18 protein-coding genes and 1 tRNA gene are annotated in these 19,756 nt (G+C 63.6%); 15 read left to right on the forward strand and 4 right to left on the reverse strand.

The genetic code is table 11. The features are described from left to right. The first annotated feature begins 271 nt into the window (after positions 1 to 271). Both EU800_RS16700 and EU800_RS16705 read left to right on the forward strand, forming a co-directional pair. Positions 272 to 1,402, forward strand: coding sequence for an efflux RND transporter periplasmic adaptor subunit (locus EU800_RS16700; RefSeq protein WP_129634167.1), 1,131 nt, complete (start codon positions 272 to 274; stop codon positions 1,400 to 1,402). Then, positions 1,399 to 4,518, forward strand: coding sequence for an efflux RND transporter permease subunit (locus EU800_RS16705; protein WP_129634168.1), 3,120 nt, complete (start codon positions 1,399 to 1,401; stop codon positions 4,516 to 4,518). Before EU800_RS16700 ends, EU800_RS16705 begins: the two co-directional genes overlap by 4 nt. A gap of 627 nt (positions 4,519 to 5,145) precedes the next feature. Here the strand turns inward: EU800_RS16705 and EU800_RS16710 are convergent. Next, positions 5,146 to 5,235: transfer RNA gene (locus tag EU800_RS16710), tRNA-Ser, on the reverse strand. A 430-nt stretch (positions 5,236 to 5,665) separates the two neighbouring features. On the opposite strand from EU800_RS16710, the gene EU800_RS16715 reads away from it, so the two are divergent. From EU800_RS16715 to EU800_RS16765, 11 genes are all read left to right on the forward strand, one after another. Beyond that, a complete protein-coding gene (locus tag EU800_RS16715) occupies positions 5,666 to 6,670 on the forward strand; it encodes a tripartite tricarboxylate transporter substrate binding protein (protein WP_129634169.1) in 1,005 nt (334 codons plus the stop codon). Between the two features lie 113 nt (positions 6,671 to 6,783). Next, positions 6,784 to 8,295 carry a tripartite tricarboxylate transporter permease gene (locus EU800_RS16720; protein WP_129634170.1) on the forward strand — a complete coding sequence of 504 codons (1,512 nt, stop codon included), beginning with the start codon at positions 6,784 to 6,786 and terminating at the stop codon, positions 8,293 to 8,295. After that, entirely contained in the window at positions 8,292 to 9,335 is a 1,044-nt protein-coding gene (locus EU800_RS16725) for a Gfo/Idh/MocA family protein (protein WP_165354709.1), read from the forward strand. Before EU800_RS16720 ends, EU800_RS16725 begins: the two co-directional genes overlap by 4 nt. Continuing rightward, entirely contained in the window at positions 9,332 to 9,841 is a 510-nt protein-coding gene (locus EU800_RS16730; RefSeq protein ID WP_129634172.1) for a tripartite tricarboxylate transporter TctB family protein, read from the forward strand. Before EU800_RS16725 ends, EU800_RS16730 begins: the two co-directional genes overlap by 4 nt. After that, on the forward strand, positions 9,838 to 10,674 hold the full coding sequence (locus EU800_RS16735; RefSeq protein WP_207209929.1) for a sugar phosphate isomerase/epimerase: 837 nt from the start codon (positions 9,838 to 9,840) through the stop codon (positions 10,672 to 10,674). Before EU800_RS16730 ends, EU800_RS16735 begins: the two co-directional genes overlap by 4 nt. Continuing rightward, positions 10,671 to 12,125, forward strand: coding sequence for a mandelate racemase (locus tag EU800_RS16740; RefSeq protein WP_129634173.1), 1,455 nt, complete (start codon positions 10,671 to 10,673; stop codon positions 12,123 to 12,125). The genes EU800_RS16735 and EU800_RS16740 overlap by 4 nt, the downstream gene beginning before the upstream one ends. Before the next feature lie 12 nt (positions 12,126 to 12,137). Beyond that, complete coding sequence (locus EU800_RS16745; protein WP_129634174.1) at positions 12,138 to 13,166, forward strand: NAD(P)-dependent oxidoreductase; 1,029 nt, start codon at positions 12,138 to 12,140, stop codon at positions 13,164 to 13,166. Next, positions 13,156 to 13,794: a TetR family transcriptional regulator gene (locus EU800_RS16750; protein WP_129634175.1), complete on the forward strand. Its 639-nt coding sequence runs from the start codon at positions 13,156 to 13,158 to the stop codon at positions 13,792 to 13,794. Before EU800_RS16745 ends, EU800_RS16750 begins: the two co-directional genes overlap by 11 nt. Positions 13,795 to 13,807: 13 nt before the next feature. Next, positions 13,808 to 14,857, forward strand: a complete 1,050-nt coding sequence (locus EU800_RS16755; protein WP_129634176.1) for a dihydrodipicolinate synthase family protein — start codon at positions 13,808 to 13,810, stop codon at positions 14,855 to 14,857. A gap of 206 nt (positions 14,858 to 15,063) precedes the next feature. Next, the gene (locus EU800_RS16760; protein ID WP_256369777.1) at positions 15,064 to 15,423 is read left to right on the forward strand and encodes a DUF5928 domain-containing protein; all 360 of its coding nucleotides are present in this window, start codon (positions 15,064 to 15,066) and stop codon (positions 15,421 to 15,423) included. An 18-nt stretch (positions 15,424 to 15,441) separates the two neighbouring features. Beyond that, positions 15,442 to 15,825, forward strand: a complete 384-nt coding sequence (locus EU800_RS16765; RefSeq protein ID WP_129634178.1) for an HIT domain-containing protein — start codon at positions 15,442 to 15,444, stop codon at positions 15,823 to 15,825. Positions 15,826 to 15,866: 41 nt separating this feature from the next. Here the strand turns inward: EU800_RS16765 and EU800_RS16770 are convergent, their stop codons facing one another. Together EU800_RS16770 and EU800_RS16775 are read right to left on the reverse strand one after the other, a co-directional pair. Then, positions 15,867 to 16,931: an ATP-dependent carboxylate-amine ligase gene (locus EU800_RS16770; RefSeq protein WP_129634179.1), complete on the reverse strand. Its 1,065-nt coding sequence runs from the start codon at positions 16,929 to 16,931 to the stop codon at positions 15,867 to 15,869. Further along, the gene (locus EU800_RS16775) at positions 16,932 to 17,876 is read right to left on the reverse strand and encodes an ABC transporter ATP-binding protein (protein WP_129634180.1); all 945 of its coding nucleotides are present in this window, start codon (positions 17,874 to 17,876) and stop codon (positions 16,932 to 16,934) included. It lies immediately after the preceding gene. Positions 17,877 to 17,994: 118 nt separating this feature from the next. Between EU800_RS16775 and EU800_RS16780 the strand changes: the two genes are divergently transcribed. Next, positions 17,995 to 18,165: a zinc-finger domain-containing protein gene (locus tag EU800_RS16780; RefSeq protein ID WP_129634233.1), complete on the forward strand. Its 171-nt coding sequence runs from the start codon at positions 17,995 to 17,997 to the stop codon at positions 18,163 to 18,165. Positions 18,166 to 18,178: 13 nt separating this feature from the next. Here the strand turns inward: EU800_RS16780 and EU800_RS16785 are convergent, their stop codons facing one another. Next, the gene (locus tag EU800_RS16785; RefSeq protein WP_129634181.1) at positions 18,179 to 19,111 is read right to left on the reverse strand and encodes a calcium/sodium antiporter; all 933 of its coding nucleotides are present in this window, start codon (positions 19,109 to 19,111) and stop codon (positions 18,179 to 18,181) included. Between the two features lie 186 nt (positions 19,112 to 19,297). Between EU800_RS16785 and EU800_RS16790 the strand changes: the two genes are divergently transcribed. Then, positions 19,298 to 19,729, forward strand: a complete 432-nt coding sequence (locus EU800_RS16790; protein ID WP_129634182.1) for a GTP pyrophosphokinase — start codon at positions 19,298 to 19,300, stop codon at positions 19,727 to 19,729. Positions 19,730 to 19,756 lie beyond the last annotated feature (27 nt).

A 19,756-nucleotide genomic window follows, 5' to 3' on the forward strand; every position in this document is an offset into this window, starting at 1 on the left:
GCGATCGCTGTATTGCTGCTCGGATGGCGTGCGTGGTCGTGGCGCTGCCGTGACGTACCTGTCCCATAGGGCTTCCTTCCATTCCAGCGAATGGATCGCACCATCAAACCGTGGGATCAAACACCTAAGGCGCCATTAGACAGGCTAGACCTAACGACCGAGTCGACGCCGCCTTCTCGGTTTCAAAGATAGATTTCGAAGCCGGAACCGCCGATAAGTCTACTAACAGCTTTTACCCAACGCACCCGGCGGACCCCCAAAGGAGATCGCGATGAAGGCTTGTGGCGTAGACAAAACGACCCAACGGGAAACTCTCAGCTTTGAGACTGATCTCGGCGCTTCACGATCTATCTGGATTGCTGGTGCGCTCGTGGTGGTCATCGTTGCCTGGATGGGAAGCGGTCTGGTTTTTCCATCAGACACGACTGAACCGGTGGCACGCCGGGGTGAACCGCAACCGGTATCAGTTGCTGTACGCCGATCTACCGCCGAGACGGTCACGGAGCTTTTTCAGGCCGAAGGACAGGCCCTGCCAGACCGGGATTCAGCACTTCGCGCCGAGACATCGGGGACAATCGACGAGGTCTATGTGGTAAAGGGTCAGATGGTCGAACAAGGGGCCGTCGTGGCCAGGTTTGATCGAACTGAATCCAATGCGGCCCTGACGCGAGCCCGTGAGGATTTGGTGCAGGCACGGCGTGAGCTCGAAAATGCTCAGACGCTGTTCGAACGTGGCGTCGCAACAACGGATCGCCTGGTGCTCGCCCGGGTCGCACTCGCTGCGGCGGAATCGCGGCTGACCAACGCCCGAGAGGCAGTCGTCGATGCTGGGATCAAGGCGCCGTTCACGGGGCGGATTGAAGCGCTCGATCTTGATCCGGGCGAGTTTGTTTCTGCCGGGACCGAGGTCGGGCGGATCGTCGACAACAGCCCCTTGACTGTGACCATCCAGGTCCCTCAGCAATCGCTGACCCGCCTTCACGAGGGGCAAACGGCAACCGTGCGCTTCATCACCGGCGAGGTCCGCGAAGGCAAGGTGATTTTCGTCGGGACGGCTGCCTCGGCTGAAACGCGAACTTTCCTGGCCGAGGTGCGCGTTCAGAATCTGGACGGCGCGATCCCTGCCGGGATATCGGCCGAAGTGGAGATTCCGTCCGGTGAGACGGTCGCCCACTTCCTCTCGCCCTCGATCATATCGCTCAACGCGGACGGAGAACTGGGCGTCAAGACTGTCGGCGCCGACAATGTCGTTCGGTTTCACCATATCGCCCTCGCTCGTTCCCAACTTGATGGTATCTGGGTGACCGGGCTGCCGGATACGGCCGATATCATCACGGTTGGCCAGGGTTTCGTGCGCGACGGGGAAACCGTTCGTCCAAGCGCCGAGGAGCCTGGACAATGAACGCGATCATCTCCGCTGCCTTCGCTCGGACACGCGCGGTCATCATGTCGTTGGTCTTGGTGCTGATTGTTGGGGCCTATGCCTATGTCTCGATCCCGAAAGAGGCTGATCCCGAGGTGCCTCTTCCCTTCTTCTACGTTTCGACAGGTCTCGACGGCATCAGTCCCGGCGACGCCGAACGCCTTCTGCTCGAACCGCTGGAAAAGGAACTGGCCTCAATCAGTGATCTGGACAGTCTGGAATCCTACGCCTCCGAGGGGTCCGCTACTGTCCTTCTGGAATTCAGCGCCGGAGCAGACAACGCCGAAGCCCTCGACAATGTTCGCGTCGCGGCTGACCGCGCCGAAAGCGAACTTCCCGATGACGCCTATGACATTACCATCACCGAAATCAACACGGCCCTTTTCCCAGTCATCACGGCCATCCTGTCCGGCCCGGTGCCCGAGCGCACGCTCAACCGACTGGCCGAGGATATGCAGGACGAGATCGAAGCGCTCGAAGGCGTTCTGGAAGTCGATATCGGCGGCAAGCGTTCCGAATTCCTCGAAGTGCTCGTCGACCCCACCGTTTTTCAGACTTACAACCTCAGTTTCGACGAACTGATCGGACAGATCCAGCGCAACAACCGCCTGATTGCAGCCGGCGCTATCGAGACTGGTGTCGGCCGCATCATCCTCAAAGTGCCCGGACTGATCGAGGACTTGGACGACATCATGTCCATGCCGATCAAAGTGAGGGGGAATGCCGTAGTCACCTTCGGCGACGTTGCGATGGTCCGTAGGGCATTCGAAGATCCCAGCTCATTTGCCCGCATCAATGGACAACCGGCTCTGGCACTCGAAGTGAAGAAACGCGCAGGTGCCAACATCATCGAGACAGTGTCAGCCGTTCGAGCACTGGTCGCCGAGATTCGCGCCGACTGGCCGGAAACCGTGAAAATAACTTACCTGCAGGATCAGAGCGAAACAGTGGAAGACCTCTTAAGCGACCTCGAGGCCAACGTCATCGCCGCCGTGATGCTGGTTATGATCGTCATCGTGTTCGCGCTCGGGTTGCGCTCTGCGATCCTCGTGGGAATCGCCATACCAGGAGCCTTTCTGGCTGGCGTTATCGCGCTCTGGGCGATGGGGTACACGATGAACATAGTGGTCCTGTTCTCGTTGATTCTAGTGGTTGGCATGCTCGTTGACGGCGCAATCGTGACCACGGAATTCGCTGACAGGCGCCTTCAGGAAGGTGCAACGCCGCGAGAAGCGTACGCCCGTGCTGCAAAACGAATGGCGTGGCCGATCATTGCTTCGACGGCGACAACTCTCAGCGTCTTTTTCCCGCTTCTGTTCTGGTCCGGCATAATCGGTGAGTTCATGAAGTTCCTGCCGATCACCGTGATCCTGACCCTTTTCGCATCGATGTTCATGGCGTTGGTTTTCATTCCAGTGTTGGGTGGGGTCATTGGTAAGCGCCAACCCCAGACCGCCCGCGAAAAACTGGCACTGCATGAGGCCGAGTTCGGCGATCCGCGTCGGATGCAAGGGGCCACCGGCGCTTATGTCAGGCTCCTCGAATGGGCAATCCTGCGCCCCGGAACGACGGTAGTGCTGGCGATTGCGCTGCTTTTGGGTAGCTTCGGCCTCTATGGAGAGTTCGGCAAGGGCTTGACGTTCTTTCCCTCGGTCGAGCCGGAGTTCATGCAGGTGCAGGTCCGTGCGCGAGACAACTCCTCAATCTTCGAACGCGATGCCTTGGTGCGGGCGGTGGAAGACCGTCTGCTTGGCTTCGACGAAGTTGCCAGCATCTATGCACGCTCAACGATGAGTGCCGGTCAAGGAGACGAGGAAACCATCGGCACGCTCCAGCTTGAACTGATTGACTGGAGCAAGCGCCGGACCGCGGAGGAAATCGGTGCCGACATCCGCACGAAGGTGGCGGACATTGCCGGCATCGATGTGCAGGTCCAGACAGACAGCGGCGGTCCAAACTCGGGCAAGCCAATCAACCTGAAGGTCACATCCCGTTCGCCGCAGGATCAGTTTTACGCGGTTGAAATCATCCGACAGATCATGGGCCAGATGGGAACCTTCACCGACATCACGGACACCCGCCCTTTGCCCGGTGTCGAGGTCTCCATCCTGGTCAACCGCGCGGAGGCTGCACGCTTCGGCGCCGATGTCAGCCTGCTGGGCCAGGCGGTGCAGTTGCTGACCCAAGGTATTACCGTCGCCGATTATAGACCCGATGACACCGACGATGCGCTTGACATCCGGGTCCGATTTCCACGGCAGGAACGCACGCTTGCCGAACTGGGAAATCTACGTGTGCCGACCTCCGCCGGGCTGGTTCCAATCTCGAACTTCGTAAAGTTTGTACCAACCCCGCGCACCGGTATCATCAGACGATTGGACCAGAAGCGCGTAACGACCGTCGAGGCCAACGTACTCCCCGGCCTTCTGGTCAATGACCAGGTCAACGCACTCCGCGCCACTCTTGAGGCGACCGACCTGCCGGATGACGTCAGTTACGGCTTCGGCGGCGAGGCCGAAGATCAGGAAGAAAGCATGAAATTCCTCATCGGGGCGTTCATAGCTGCGATATTCCTGATGTTCGGCATACTCATGCTGCAATTCAACAGCTTCTATCAGGCGTTTGTGGTGATGAGCGCGATCGTCTTTTCAATTGCCGGAGTGCTGTTGGGGCTCTTGGTGACCGGGCGACCGTTTGGCGTGGTCATGGGAGGCATCGGAGTGATCGCGCTTGCCGGGATCGTGGTGAACAACAACATCGTCCTGATCGATACCTTCAACGACCTCAAACGCGGTGGACAGAGCCCGCTGGAGGCTGCACTTCGAACTGGCGCCCAAAGGTTGCGTCCGGTGGTCCTGACGTCGCTGACGACGTCCCTCGGTCTCATGCCAATGGTGATCGGGGTCAACCTGAACTTCTATACTCGCGAGGTCATCTATGGCGCCCCATCGACCCAGTGGTGGACAGAACTGTCCGCGGCCATCGCTGGCGGCCTCCTTGTCGCCACCGTTCTGACCCTGATCGTGACGCCGGCGATGCTGATGCTTGGAGAAAAGCGGGCGCTTCGCGGCGTTCCGGCGCCACAAGAAGTCTGAAGCTGCCAGCTCCAACGCTGGCCATTTGCCGGCCGGGAAGGCGTTGGTGATGCAAGGCTCTCTGCCAACTGTGCATTGAAACCCAAGCGAAACTTTCGCTGAAATTGGCCCAATGAACTGGTCCGTGGACAGAGCGAGCAACCGGGGTTGTCTATCCTATCGGCTTTGCTGTCATTTGCAGGATCACCAAAGCGGACGCCTGGAAAGTCGATAGCGAAAGGCAGCAACGGGCCGGTCGCGTTTGTTTGGACCGACCGGTTGAAGGTCTGGAAGGTTCGCGCCCCGGTCGCTCGGGAGGACCACGGCGAACGGCAGCAATCGAGATGGCGAACCAGGCTCAAGTTGCGGCATGAGCAATGGCGAACGTTCGATTTCTGTTCCGTTTCTCCGGGCGCCACTGGCGTCGAAGTGTTCAGTTTCGGCTCACGAAAAACCACGCGATACCATATGTTTGAAGAAAATTCACCAAATCGGCGCAGTCAACAGGTCCGGAGAATATCGGCCCGAGAGAATGCTTTCGGGCCTCCTGGCGCCGAGGTCGGTGAATAGCTCGTCCCGTACAACCCTAAAAAACAACGGCAAAATCTGGCTGCATCGCGAACGAGAGAAACAGTTCTCAGGGGCAAGTGGCGGAGACGATGGGATTCGAACCCACGAGACCCTTCCGGGCCTACTCCCTTAGCAGGGGAGCGCCTTCGACCACTCGGCCACGTCTCCGCCGACCCGTCTACAGACGCAGATAACGAGAAACAAGGGGTTTTTGGCGGTCCATTCCTTACGCAACGGCCAACTCTGTTTTGGCGGAAACTCCGGCAGAGGCGAGGCGACCACGCCAGCTATTGGCACAGAAGCGGCTCAGGATGCTCGGATGGCGTTCCTGATGGCGGCAACTGGTCGGCCACGATGCGCCTTCAGAGGACGTCATAGTCGCCTTTGTGCTTGAATCTCGTTCATGTGTTCAAGCTGCCAGTTCCATGCCGACCAATTCGGCGTCCGTTGGATCACCCCGTGAATCGCTTAGTTTTTAGGCGCCTACCTGGTTGTCTGCCCCGCCGACGGGCGTGCGGTCCAGTGTGCTCTTGACAGGCGGAGAGGCAGGCAATCAATAATTAACTGAAAGGTTAGTTACAACAGAGGAGGAAATGAAATGCATAGGGCACTTGCGATCGGAGCGGTCCTGGCCGGAAGTCTTTCCGGCGCGGCGATGGCACAGGACTGGCAGCCGTCCGAGCCCGTCACGATTGTGGTTCCATGGTCGGCCGGCGGGTCAACTGACAGCGTGACGCGTGTCGTCGCCGAGGTTCTCAGCGAAGCGATCGGCCAGACTTTCGTCGTGGTGAACCAGCCCGGCGCGTCCGGGTCCGTCGGAACGCGGTCCGTGTGGGAAGCGCCGCATGACGGCATGATGTTCGCGGCCGGAGCGGCGGCGGACCTTGGGGCCTACCCGGTCATGGACATGCTCGATGTCCCGCTGGCCGATTGGCAACTTTACCTCCACGTCGCCAACCCTTCGCTGGTCTCGGTTCCCGCCGATTCTCAATATCAAGACTTCGGCGAGCTTCTCGAAGCTCTGAAGGCCGCAGGCGATCCGATCACAGCCTCCTCCGCTGGTTTGACCTCGGCGGGCGCCATCAGCCTCGATGCCATCGACAAGGCAGCCGGCGGAATCAACTACCAGCAGATCACCTATGAAGGCGGCGCGCCCGCGGTGACATCGACAGTGGCGGGTGAGACGCAGATGACTGCGCAAACGGCGGTGGAGCAGGTGGACATGATCCGGGCAGGCCGGCTGCGCCCGCTCGCCGTCGTGGCGGACACCGCGCTTGAACTCCAGGATTTTGGCAGCGTGCCGCCGATCACGGACTGGTTGCCCGATGTCGCAGTGGCGCCAAACTATTTCGGCCTGTTCCTTCCGGCTGATGCACCTGAGGAGGTGATCGCCACGATGAACGACATCTGGGAGACCGTCATTCCGAACAGTGATCGGATGCGGAGCTATGCCTCGGAGCGCGCTGCGCTGTTCAAGCCGTCCTATGGTAAGGACGCCCAGGCAGCAGCGATGCCGTTCCTCCAGATCAATGCGTATCAGCAGTTCGACAGCGGTGCCGGACCGAACGATCCGGCAGATTTCGGCATCCCCCGCGCGAACTGATCGCCACAACCGGCCCGGATCGGTGATCCGGGCCGGCTCCTGCGTCGGCATGCGCCCCGTTTCCGTCGGTACGGCGCGTGTGAGCTTACTGACCCGCATTTCCGCCTGGGCACATGGATAACCTCACGCACATGCTCGCCGCGGTCGCCGACATCGGCGCATCGCCTCAGCTCTTCACGGTCTTCTGGGCCTGCCTTCTGGGCATTGTGATCGGGATGATCCCCGGCCTGACCGCTACGCTGGGCGTCGCGCTGATGACGACGCTGACACTATCGATGAAGCCCGATCAGGCTATCCTGATCCTGATCTGCATGTATGTCGGCGCCATCTATGGCGGCAGCCGATCGGCGATCCTTCTTAACATCCCCGGAACGCCGGCAAACGCGGCCACGTCCCTCGAGGGCTTCCCGCTCGCCCGAAGCGGGCATGCCGGTCGCGCGATGGCCATCGCGACGACGGGCTCCTTTCTGGGCACGACGGTGGGAATGCTGGCGCTTGCCGTTCTCGCCCCTTGGCTCGCGGAATTCGCTCTCGACTTCGGTTCCTTCGAGTTCTTCTGGCTGGCGGTCTTCGGCATCGTGCTCTGCGGGCAGCTCACTGCGATGGAAGACGGGCTGAAAGGATGGATCTCTGGCTTCATTGGACTGCTCGTCGCGATGGTGGGGCAGGAAAGCATCCATGGCTATTCCCGGTTCGCCTATGGCAATCCCAATCTCGCCGGCGGATTGGGGCTACTCCCGATTCTGGTCGGAGCATTCGGCTGTGCCGAAGTCTTTTCGGTGATGCGCGGCGAGGCTGGGCAGCGTGTCACCAACAATGCGCGAGGCGTGCTGTCCTCGAGCCTGCAGGCCTTCCGGCACAGCGCGACGTGGTTGCGTTCTGGATTGATCGGCACGTTCATGGGCGTTGTGCCCGGCGTGGGAGAAGATATGGGGGCGTGGGTTTCCTACGCCGCTGCACGGCGCCTCACCCGGAAGCCCGAGGAGTACGGCAAGGGTTCGGTCGAGGGGCTTCTGGCCGCCGAAACCGGGAACTCCGCCGCCGTTCCCGGCGCGCTGATCCCGGTCCTGACGCTTGCGATTCCGGGCTCCGCGCCTGCTGCGGTTCTGCTTGCGGCCATGATCATCCACGGCATCCGGCCCGGCCCGCTGATTATGTATCAGCAGCCTGACTTTTTCTATTCCATCGTGGCGATGGTGTTCTGGGCCAGCGTCGGCATCCTCGTCCTCGGCCTCCTGTTGACGCGCCCCCTTCTCCTCATCCTGAAGGTTCGCCGCGAGTGGCTGCTCGGCGTGATCTTCACGCTCTGTGTCGTCGGTGCCTTCGCCATCTCGAACCGGATGTTCGAGGTGCATCTGATGATCGTTTTCGGACTGATCGGCTTTCTGATGCGCGAAACCGGCTTTCCGGTGGCGCCGATGGTCCTCGGTGTCGTCCTGGGCCCCATCCTCGACGCCAACCTGCGCCGCAGTCTCGCGCTCACGCAGGGCGACCTGTCGCCGTTCTTCACGCGACCGATCTCGGCATTGCTGGCCTTCCTGGTAATCGTGATCCTGCTCGCTGGCCTTCTGCCGACCCGACGGATCTTCAACTGGGTCAGGAATCGAATGGGAGCGCTAACGTGACGCGCCGGGTCCTCATCGTCGGCTACGGAGCCTTTGGGGTGCTTCATGCCCGGGCGTGGTCAAGGCTGCCCGGTATCGCACTTCGCGTCGCAGAAGAGGATGCCGCTGCGCGCGAACGTGCGGTCGGCGATGGCCTGTCCCAGGACGACGTGTTCGGCGATCTCGAACTGGCGATGAGAGATGCGGATGTCGTGGACATCGTCGCGCCGCCCGACGCCCATGCAATGGTCGCCGAGATGGCGCTGTCGCGCGGGCTGCCGGTCCTGATCGAAAAGCCGGCCACCCGGACGCTGGAAGAGGCACGGCGGCTGGCGGCTCTCGCACGCGGCGTTCCGGTTCAGGTCGGAATGATCCTGCGTTCCCATCCCCTGACGGACCGCGCGCGCGTGCTCATCGATCAGGGCGCTATCGGACGGCTCGTCTCGATGAACGGAGATTTCTCGGGGTGGAAACGGATGCGGGAGGACAGCTCGCTGATCGAGAATGATGGCGTTCATTTCCTCGACCTCATGCGGCATCTCGCGAAGGCCCGGATCGTCGCGGTCGACGCTGTCGCCAATACCCGGCTCGGTGGCGACGTGGTCGACGACATCCGCATCGATATGCTGCACGAGAACGGAGTTGCCGGCGAACTTCGGCTCGGTCTCCTCCGGGGCGGAACGGTTGCCGACAGCGTCGTTCCGGGCGCGCGAACGCGAAAGGATCTTATGCTGTGCGGCGACAAGGGAGTCCTGCATCTTGACTTCAATGCGAGCCGGTTGACGAGGGCGCGCGTCCGATACACGGCGAGCCCGGGCGGATGGCATCCCGATCCCGGCGAATGTGTAACCGAGGATATCGATGGCGCGACCACGGTCGACCTGTTGAAGAGCGCCTTTGCGGGTTTTCTAGAAACCATCGATCAGGGCGCGCCGCCGTGCTGCGGTCTCGAAGAGGGCGCGATCGAGCTTGCGCAGGTGAGCGAGGCGATCGGGGCCGCACTTGGACGTGGTCCGCGTTCCTACGTGGCCATTGAAGCTGAAATGGAGGCGGCGCGATGAGCGAACGCAATTCGGCGATCCGCGTCGATCTTCTGTCCGGGCTTTTTACGGTGCTTCTCGGCACGGCCGGATTGGTGGAATCGCTCCGCATGCCGCGCTTCGCGGAACGTGGAGTCGACCCGAACACGGTTCCGGGCGTCACGCCGGGGTTGATTTCCGCGGCGCTTCTGGTTTTCGGGCTGTTGCTCACACTGCGTGCGATCCGCGGCGCCAAGGGGGGATTGGGAGTCACGATCCACCGCTGGAACAGGGCCTCGATCTTGCGGACAGTTCTGACCATCGCGCTGGCACTGACCTACGGAATGCTCCTGTTTGGATCGTTTCCCTTCATACCCGTCACGGCCGGCTTCGTCTTCGTGTTCGTCGTTGCCCTTGAGCTTGTGAACCCCGACCGCAAGCTGTCACTGCCTGTGCTCATCGTCGGCGCTGCCCTTCTCGCCCTGGTGGCGGCGGCCGGAATTCATATTGTTTTTAAGGAGATATTCCTCGTGAGGTTGCCCGGATGATACGGCTCGCTCTCTGCAACGAGGTGCTCAGGGAAATCAGCTTTGCCGAGCAATGCAGTATCATTGCCGATCTCGGCTTCGACGCGGTCGAGATCGCGCCCTTCACGCTTTCGGAAGACCCTGCCGCTTTGACGGCGGCGAAACGGCGCGAAATACGGGAGATCGCCGGCGATGCCGGGCTCGAGATCGCCGGCCTTCACTGGCTGATGAATTTTCCCGAAGGACTGTCGATTACCGATCCGCTGCGCGCCGGCGAGGCGGGGGCACATATGGAAGCCATGGTCGAACTCTGCGCCGATCTGGGCGGCGAGATGATGGTCCACGGCTCGCCCGACGCCCGCAACCCGGCAGACGCGCCCGACGCGGCCGCGGCCCGGGCCGCCGCCGCGGACTGCTTCGCGCGGGCAGGTCGCGCCGCCGAAGCGGCAGGCGTTCGGTATTGTCTTGAACCGCTCTCTCCCAGCCTGACGCCGTTTCTGAACTCGGTCGCCGATTGCGTGGAGTTCATCGACGAGATCGGCGCGCCTGGCCTTCTGACCATGCTGGATACCTGTGCGGCGGCAGACAGTGAGGACCGGCCAGCCCACGAGGTGCTTGAGAAATGGTTGCCGACGGGACGGATCGGCCATGTCCATGTCAATGACCCCAACAGAAGGGCGCCGGGGCAGGGCGAGATGCGCTTTGGCCCGGTCTTCGATGTCCTGACGCGGGCAGGCTTCGCCGGCTATGTCAGCGCGGAGCCCTTCGTCTACGAACCGTCGGGTCTCGCCTGCGCCTCCGTGGCCGCCGGCTATCTCCGGGCACTTCGTGAGTCGGTGGGAGAGCCGTCATGACGGCCGCACGGATCCGCATTGGGCCCGCACGGATCGGCCTCGACGAAGTCTTTGCGCGGATGCCGTTCCGTTTCGGGGCCGTGACCATCGAGGCAGCCGTGGCCGCGACGCTCGCGCTCGAGCTTCACGTCGACGGACGGGCCGTGACTGGCTACGCTTCCGAGATCCTCGCCTACAAATGGTTCGACAAGCGACCTGAAAAGTCGGCCGAGGAAAACGTGGCCGATCTCCTCTCAATCCTCCAGGATGCCGTGGCACGCGCCGAGGCCTATGCCGATGACGACATCTTCACGCTCTGGCGGCGCCTCGATACCGACATGCGGGCAGCGGCGGCGGGACAGGGCCACAACGCCCTGATGGCCGGCTACGGCACGTCCATGGTCGAACGCGCCATGATAGACGGGGCAGGGCGGGCGCTTGGCCTCTCCTTCCGGGAGATGCTGAGCCGGGGAACGCTGGGCCTGAGACCCGGAGAAATCTTTCCCGAACTTGCCGGGACGGACCTTTGTGCGGCGCTCCCGCCCACACCTCTCGACCGTGTTGCGGTCCGGCACACGGTGGGGATGCTAGATCCGATCGACGATGCCGATCTCGCGCCGGATCGACGGCTGAACGACGGGCTTCCCGAGACGCTCGCCGAGTATCTGGACGGCGGAATCCGCTATCTGAAGGTCAAGATCGCGGGCAACACAGACGCCGATCTCGAGCGTCTCCTGCGCATAGCCGGACTGCTCGGCCGGACTGTTGGCGAGGTCCGGCTGACGCTTGACGGTAATGAACAGTTTGCCACCGTCGATGCGTTCGCGGCTTTCATGGAGACGGTCCGGTCCGAACCCCGTCTCGACGGGCTGCGGCGCTCCATCCTGTTCGCCGAGCAACCCATCGAACGCAAGACCGCGCTGTCGGGTCCGCTCGATCCACGTGCGCTCGAGGCCATCGGCCTGCCGCTTCTCATCGACGAGAGCGACGATGCGCCCGATGCGTTCCGCCGCGCCATCGACCTTGGCTATCGCGGTGTGAGCCACAAGAACTGCAAGGGGGTGCTGCGGTCCGTCATGAACGGATTGCTTGCTCGGCATCATGCGGACAAGGGGAATGTGGCTCTCTTCCAATCCGCCGAGGATCTGAGCTGTCTTCCGGTCGCCGGTCTCAATTCCGACCTTGCGGTGGTTGCAGCGCTCGGCATCGGCCATGTCGAGCGAAACGCTCATCACTTCTTCAACGGAATGGCCCACTTGCCCCCTGCCGATGTCGTCGCGGGGCTTGCGGATCATCCTGAACTTTATCACCCCGACGACCGCGTTGGCGGTCGTCTCACCATCAACAACGGAACGCTGTCGGTCGCCAGCCTGCAACGTCCCGGGATGGGATTCCCGCCTCCGGATATGGAAGCGCGCATCCGGCCTTCCGACTGGTCGTTCGATCGGCTGGCCCGCAATCCCCAAGAATAAAAGGAGCTGTCGATGTCCACACGCCCCGAAAAAGGTTTCTCCGATCTGGACGCACTGGAAGAGGCTCTCTCCCGCCCTTCGCCCGAACTGTGCGAGTATCTGCCGACCCTGCCCGGCGATATCACGCTGCTCGGCGTCGGCGGTAAGATCGGGCCAACACTCGCGAGGATGGCCAAGCGCGCTGCGCCGGATAAGCGGATCATCGGTGTGGCCCGGTTTTCGGAGGCCGGACTGCGCGAGAAGCTTGATGGCTGGGGCATAGAGACCGTGGCCTGCGACCTGCTTGACCGCGATGCGGTCTTCGGCCTGGAGAAAACGGAGAACGCCATTTTTCTCGCCGGGCGCAAGTTCGGAAGCGAAAGCAACATGGCGCTGACCTGGGCGATGAACGTGATTTGTCCCGCCATTGTTGCCGAGGCTTTTGCCGGCTCTCGCCTTGCCGTTTATTCGACGGCCTGTGTCTATCCGTTCGTGGACGTGACGTCGGGCGGCGCTCCCGAGAGCCTCCGGGTGGATCCGCCCGGCGAATACGCGAACTCCTGCATCGGCCGGGAACGGGCCTTCGAACATTTCGCTCAGATCCATGGCACAAAGTCGGTGATCCTGCGCCTCTCCTACGCGCTCGACATGCGCTATGGCGTGCTGCACGACGTCGCTCAGGCCGTCCTTGCCGGCAGGCCCGTTCCGCTCGACATGGGGCATTGCAACGTCATCTGGCAGGGGGATGCAAATGACGTGGCGCTGCGGTCGCTGGCGCTGGCGGACAACCCGCCGACACTTCTGAACCTGTCGGGTCCCGAAACCGCCTCGATCCGCCGCATCGCCGAGCGCTTCGGGGAGATCTTCGGCAAGGAACCGGTCTTCACCGGAACCGAGCAGGACCGCGCCTGGCTCGTGGACACCACGCTGCAGCAACGTCATTTCGGCTATCCGGACGTCCCCCTCGCAACGGTGATCGACTGGACCGCCGAATGGGTTGCGGCGGGGCGCGGGTCGCTCGGCAAGCCGACGCATTTCGAGGTGCGCGACGGTGCGTATTGAGAGGATCAAGCGACGCCCGGGCACGCGCGACGCCGAAGCCACGCGGGCGGCCATTCTCGACGCGGCGCGTGCCGAGTTCGCCGAGAACGGCCTGGGTGGCGGGCGCATCGACGCCATCGCCGACCGCGCGGGAATAAACAAGGCCATGATCTACCACTACTTCGGATCCAAGGACGCCCTGTTCGCGGAGGTTCTTCAGCAGAACTATGCGCTGATCCGGGCTGCCGAGGCGAAGCTGGAGCTTGCACGGCTGGAACCGGCCGAGGCGGTTGGGACTTTCGTGGAATTCTCCTTCGACTATGTCGCGGCGAACCCGGAATTCATAAAGCTCCTAAACGAGGAAAACCTGCATGGAGGCCGGCACCTCAACCCGGACCTTGCGCGGCAACTGAACAGTCCAGTCGTTGCCGCACTGTCCGACGTGCTGGCTCGCGGCGTCGAGTCGGGTCTGTTCCGCAAGGATGTCGACCCGCAACACCTGTATATTACCATAGCTTCAATCTGTTACTTCCCGGTCTCCAACCGCTGCACGCTCTCGGCGATCTTCGACCTGCCGCTGGGTGGCGAGATGCTGAACGAGCGGCGGCGGCAGGCGACCGAGGTGATCTTCGGATACCTGAGACCCTGAACGAGGACCTGACGTGCTGATCTCCGACATCCCACAGGACACACTTGCCCGACTGCGGCGCGGCGGAGCCATTCCTGCCCATCCGCTGGCGCTGACACCGGACAGAAAGCTCGACGAGCATCGTCAGCGTGTCCTGTCCCGCTACTATCTGGACGCCGGGTCCATCGGTCTCGCCGTCGGCGTCCACACGACACAGTTCGAGATCCGAGAAGCAGGCCTCTACGACCGCGTGCTGGAACTTGCGGCCGAGGAGGCCGAGGCGCATGGCTCGCAACCCTTCCTCGTTGGCGGGGTTGCCGGTGCCACGGCACAGGCGACGTCCGAGGCCAAAGTGGCAAGGGCGCTCGGCTACCATGCCGTGCTCCTGAGTCTTGCGGGACTCGACGGCCTCGACGAGGATGCTCTCGTGGCCCATTGCGCGGCGGTCGCGGAGATCATGCCCGTCTTCGGCTTCTACCTGCAACCGGCGGTCGGTGGCCGGCACCTGTCTCGTGCCTTCTGGGAGCGCTTCGCTGGCATCGAGAACGTGGTTGCGATCAAGGCGGCCCCGTTCAACCGCTATTTCACGCTCGACGTCGTGCACGCTGTCGTGGCGGCCCGGGCAGAGGACCGCATCTCGCTCTATACCGGAAACGACGACCACATCGTCGCCGATCTGCTGACCGAGTTCCGAGTCGCGCGCGACGGGGAGATCGTGTCGGTTCGGTTCCGCGGCGGTCTGCTCGGCCATTGGGCGGTCTGGACGCGCCGGGCTGTCGAACTCATGGAGGAAATTCGCGACCGACCCGATAGCCGGAGCCTCACCGACTGGCTGGCGATGGATGCCCTGACCACCTACGCCAACTCGGTGCTCTTCGATGTCGACAACAATTTCGCAGGCTGCATCGCCGCGCTTCACGAAGTGCTGCGCCGCCAGGGACTTCTGGAAGGAACCTGGTGCCTGAACCCGGAGGAAACCATGGGGCCGGGACAGGAAGCGCGCCTCGGTCGGCTGCTGTCGCAGCATCCGGAGCTCACCGACGACCAGTTCGTGAAGGACAACATCGAACGGTGGCTCCGCTGACCGGCGCTCGTTAGCCCGGCCACAACTGGCGCCAGGAAAGAGTGCCATTCCGTGAGAACGAGGTGCTCCGCCCACCCCACCCGCGAGCCGCGCGGAAGCCTGTACCTGCCCGCATGTCTGGTGGTCCAAGAACAATGTGCCGTCACATTGGCCTCGGTGATCGGCCGGCTCGTCAAGCGCATGCGCCGCCGCTGCGTTCTTGCCTTATGCTTTGCCTCGACCCGGCGATGTTCGACATAATGAAGGAATTGGCCGCAGACCGGGCAACGCTCTTGATCCTCGAGATCCAGTCTGACTTCAGCGGCGCGGATCTGGCCGAACACTCTCGCCGCGTAGGTCTTGCCGGGAAGGGAATGAGCGGCGCGGTGATGGAGGCATTCCTGCGCACGCTCCGGCGGGACTTCGTGGAGGACTCGGACCGAGTCGGGGACGCCGGTTTCGTTCATCTCGACGTGGACCGGCAGGCGGCAGATCCCGACGAGAATGCCATGGCGCTTGCCGCCTTCCTGTCTATACCTCTGAAGACAGCGCGGGAGATTGCCGCGATGCGATTGTTTGGCGACTGAACAGGGAAGGGACGGCCGATGGCCTACATCTATGACGATCAGAACATCTTCGCGAAGATCCTGCGGGGCGAGATCCCGAACCGGACGGTGCTGGAGACGGAGCATTCGCTGGCCTTCCATGACATCAATCCGCAGGCGCCGGTGCATGTGCTGGTGCTGCCGAAGGGGTCCTATGTCTGTTACGACCATTTCGCGCTCGAAGCCTCGGATGCCGAGATCCTCGATTTCACCCGCGCGGTCGGTCAGGTCTGCAAGATGCTTGGTGTGCAGGCCGACGCAGCGGGCGACGGGTGCCGGCTGATCGCCAATGCTGGCGCGCACGGCGTTCAGGAAGTGCCGCATCTGCACGTGCATGTCCTCGGCGGGCGGATTCTGGGCCGGATGTTGCCCCCTGCCGAGTGAGGCGGAAGCGGTCGCCGGAATGCGCGCTGGCCGACGCGGATTCAGGCGAGCGCGATTCCGAGGCGAAGGCGTAGCATCTCGGTGACGAGGCTGCGGGCGCGGAGCCAGGCCTCCGGGCTGGAGGTTGCGAAATAGTCGAGGCCGGGGGCCGAGTTCACCTCGAGGATGGTCGCGCCCTCCGGTCCCGCTGCGAGGTCCGGCGCAAGGATGTCGATGCCCGCGAGGGCGAGCCCGAGGCTGGTGGCGGCGCGGGTGGCGAGGCTTTCGGCCGCGGGCGGCAGGTGCCCGGTCAGGTCAACAAGTTCACCGCCGGTGGACAGGTTCGCGTTGTCGAGCAGCGGTTGCCGCCGGCCGGCGGGCAGGATCGTTGCGGGCGAGAGGCCGTCTGCCGCGAGGCGGCGCAGGAGGCGCGGATCGTCAGCAGAAACCTTCGCTCCCCGGTGCTGGCTGCGAAACCGGGTCAACGCATCGGCAATGAGCGTGGCGATGGACGACTCGCCGTCGCCGGTGACGGAGAAGGGATTGCGCTCATAGGCAAGGCGGACCGTTCCGTCGAGCACGAGCAGGCGGTAGTCGCGGCCCGGCAGGCGCGGTTCGACACGCAGCACGTCGTCGGTGCCGAACCCTTCCGATATGGCGTACGAAAGGGCCTTTGGGTCCTCGCAGAGGCGGATGTCGCGCCCTTCGGAGCCAGTGTTCGGCTTGACGATGACCGGATAGCCTTGTCGGCGGGCGAATTCGGCGGCCGCGTCCGGGCCGGGCAGGCGTTCGGCGGTTGTGGCGTTCTTCAGCGCCATGCGTGCGCGCCAGGCAGGGCTGAAGTCGAGCTGGCCGGGTGGCGTGGGCAGGCCCTCGGCGGCGAGCCATCGCGCGGCGTAGTCCTTGTCGGCGGCAAGATGCGCGGCGGCGTCGGTATTGAGCCCGATGGACTTGCCGAAGACCTGCATCCTCCGGCCGTCCGGCGCGGTGAGCCGGCCGATGAAGGCGTAGTCGCACTCCATGTCGAGCCGTGCGCCGAGGGCGTCCGCGGCTTCGTGGAGGAGCCGCACGAAGGGGGTGGCGCGCGCAAGAAATGCCGAATCCGGCGGGGCGAGCCGGAGTGCCATTCAGGCCGCCCGATGGGCGCCGGTGGTGAGCGCGAGGAAGATATCTTCCAGCCGCGGGTCCTCGGAGGCAACATCGGCGATGCGAATGCCGGCCGCGCGGACGGCGTCGAGCACGTCCTCGGCCGAGGTGGTCGAGCGCCGGTAGGAGAGTGCCAGAGCGCCGCCCGGGCGGCGCTCGCAGGTGACCGCCTCGGGCAGGACGAGATCGGCCGGCGGGTCGCCCGCCGGCTGGATCACAAGGGTCTTGGCATCGAGCCGGCCGATCAGCCGGTCGGTGCGGTCATGGGCGATCTTGTCACCCTGGTGGATGATGGCGATCTCGTCGCACATCGCCTCGGCCTCCTCGAGGTAATGCGTCGTCAGGATGATCGTCATGCCCTCCGCGTTGAGCTTCCGAACGTTGGTCCAGAGCATCTGCCGCAACTCAATATCGACGCCCGCCGTGGGTTCGTCGAGCACCAGCACATGCGGCCGGTGCACGAGCGCCTTTCCGAGCAAGAGCCGCCGCCGCATGCCGCCCGAAAGGGTGCGCGAATAAGCGTCAGCCTTGTCAGTCAACCCGATCATCTCGAGGATCTCGTCGGTGCGGCGTTCGGCGCGCGGCACGCCGTAGAGGCCCGCCTGCACGTCGAGCGCGGCGCGCGCGGTGAAGAACGGGTCGAGGTTCAGCTCCTGCGGCATCACCCCGATCGCGGCGCGGCTCTGACGCGGGTTCACGTCCTGATCGAAGCCCCAGATCCGGACATTCCCCGCGCTCTTTCGCACCAGCCCGGCAAGGATATTGATCAGCGTCGACTTTCCCGCCCCGTTCGGCCCCAGCAGACCGAAGATGGATCCCTGTGGCACCTGAAGGTCGACGCCTTTCAGCGCTTCCTTCGAGGCTGAGCCCTTCTGGGCGGCGTAGGTCTTGGCCAGTCCCTCGATCTCGATGGCAAAACGGCTCATATGCGGCGCTCCGGCTCTTGCCCGCGCGCGGGCGTTTTCTATGATGTCGCGAACCTATGTCGGGTCGGGCGCTGCCACAAGCACCCGGCCGCAACGCCAGGAGCCCGCAATGTCCGAGATGCCCGAGCCGCCCGAAGTTGAGGTCGTGACAACCACCCGCGTCGCCTGCGACGGCGGCGAAGGGGCGCTCGGCCATCCGCGTGTCTGGCTGAGCCTTGGCGCGAATGGCGAGGTCGAATGCCCCTATTGCGACAAGAAGTTCGTGCTGGAAGGCAAGGCCGGCCACTGACCGGCCCATGCTCTCAGGCGGCGCGAAGCGCCAGCCACAGGATGTAACCGACGTAAAGACCGAGCAGGATCGCGCCTTCGCGGCGGCTGATCCGCCGGTCCGTCGCCGCGACCCATAGCAGAAGGGCGGTGGCGCCCAGCATGACTGCGAGGTCGGCGCCGATCGTGCCCGGCGGTGCAGAGATCGGCGAAACCGCCGCTGTTGCCCCGAGAATTCCGAGCAGGTTGAAGATGTTACTGCCGATGACGTTGCCGATGGCGACCTCGGCATGTCCGCGTCGCGCCGCGATCAGCGACGTGGCGAGTTCGGGAAGCGAGGTGCCGACGGCGACGATGGTTAAGCCGATGATCGTTTCGGGAACGGCGAGGGACCGCGCCAGCGAGATCCCGCCGGTGACCAGCAGATGCGCTCCGATCAGCGTCGCCACCAGTCCTAACGCGAACTGACCCACCGCGGGGAACAGGCGCGCCGGCGCGGCCGCTTCCTCGGTCGGCGCTGAGTCGTCCGGCCCCGGCGCACGCAGGGCGATCGCAAGATAGGTCGCGAGGCCGCCTAGGAGGATCAGGCCGCCGGTCCGGCCAAGCATGTCGATCCAGATCAGTGCGGCGCCGGCGAGCGTGGCCAACGCCAGGGCGGGACCGTCGCGCAGCAGAGCGCGGCGCTCGACCGCCATCGGAGCGACCAGCGCGGCAAGGCCGAGGATCAGCAGGATATTGGCGATATTGCTGCCGACGACATTGCCGATCGCGATTCCGGGCGAATCAAGGAAGGCAGCACGGAGACTGGTAAGAAGCTCGGGCGTTGACGTTCCGAAACCGACGATGGTCAGGCCGATCACGAGGGGCGGCAGGCCCGCCCTGTGCGCGAGTCCGACCGCGCCGGCGACGAGGCGGTCGCCACCGAAGAACAGCCCGGCCAGGCCGGCGGCAATGAAGAGAAGATCCATGCATGTCCCCGCCCCGGAACATTGTGCCGCCCGCCGGGACCGGGATCTGGCTGGCAGGAGATCGGGTGCCGCACAGGGGGTTACAAGACCTGCCACGCAGAATGTCGCGTCCTGCGGCCGTATCCGGTGTCGCGGCCTGCTATCCTGTCGGTCGAGACGCAGTTTGGGAAGAATCGGAGGAGCCCCATGTTGGATCTGGAACGTGCCATCGAAATTGCCGCCGCGGCGCATCGCGGTCAGACCGACAGGGCCGGCGCCCAATATATCCTGCACCCGCTGCGGGTGATGCTCGCCTGCGAGGGAGACAGTGCACGGATCGTCGGCGTGCTGCACGATGTGGTCGAGGATACGACCTGGACGCTCGAGGCGCTCAGGGACGAAGGCGCGAGCGATGAAATCTTGGCGTCGCTGGAGTCGGTGACCCGGCGTGCCGACGAGAGCTACGAGGAATTCATCGACCGCGCGGCGTGCAATCCGGTCGGACGCGTGGTCAAGATCGCGGACCTGAAGGACAATCTCGACATCACGCGGATTGCGGCGCCGAACGGGAGGGACAAGTCGCGCCAGGAGAAATACCGAGCGGCACTCGACCGGCTCGAGTCCGCGACCGCGTCCTAGACCGGAAGATGGCGCTGGAGACGGCGC

It is taken from the genome of Tropicimonas sp. IMCC6043, from assembly GCF_004146235.1.
Classification (GTDB): Bacteria; Pseudomonadota; Alphaproteobacteria; order Rhodobacterales; family Rhodobacteraceae; genus Tropicimonas.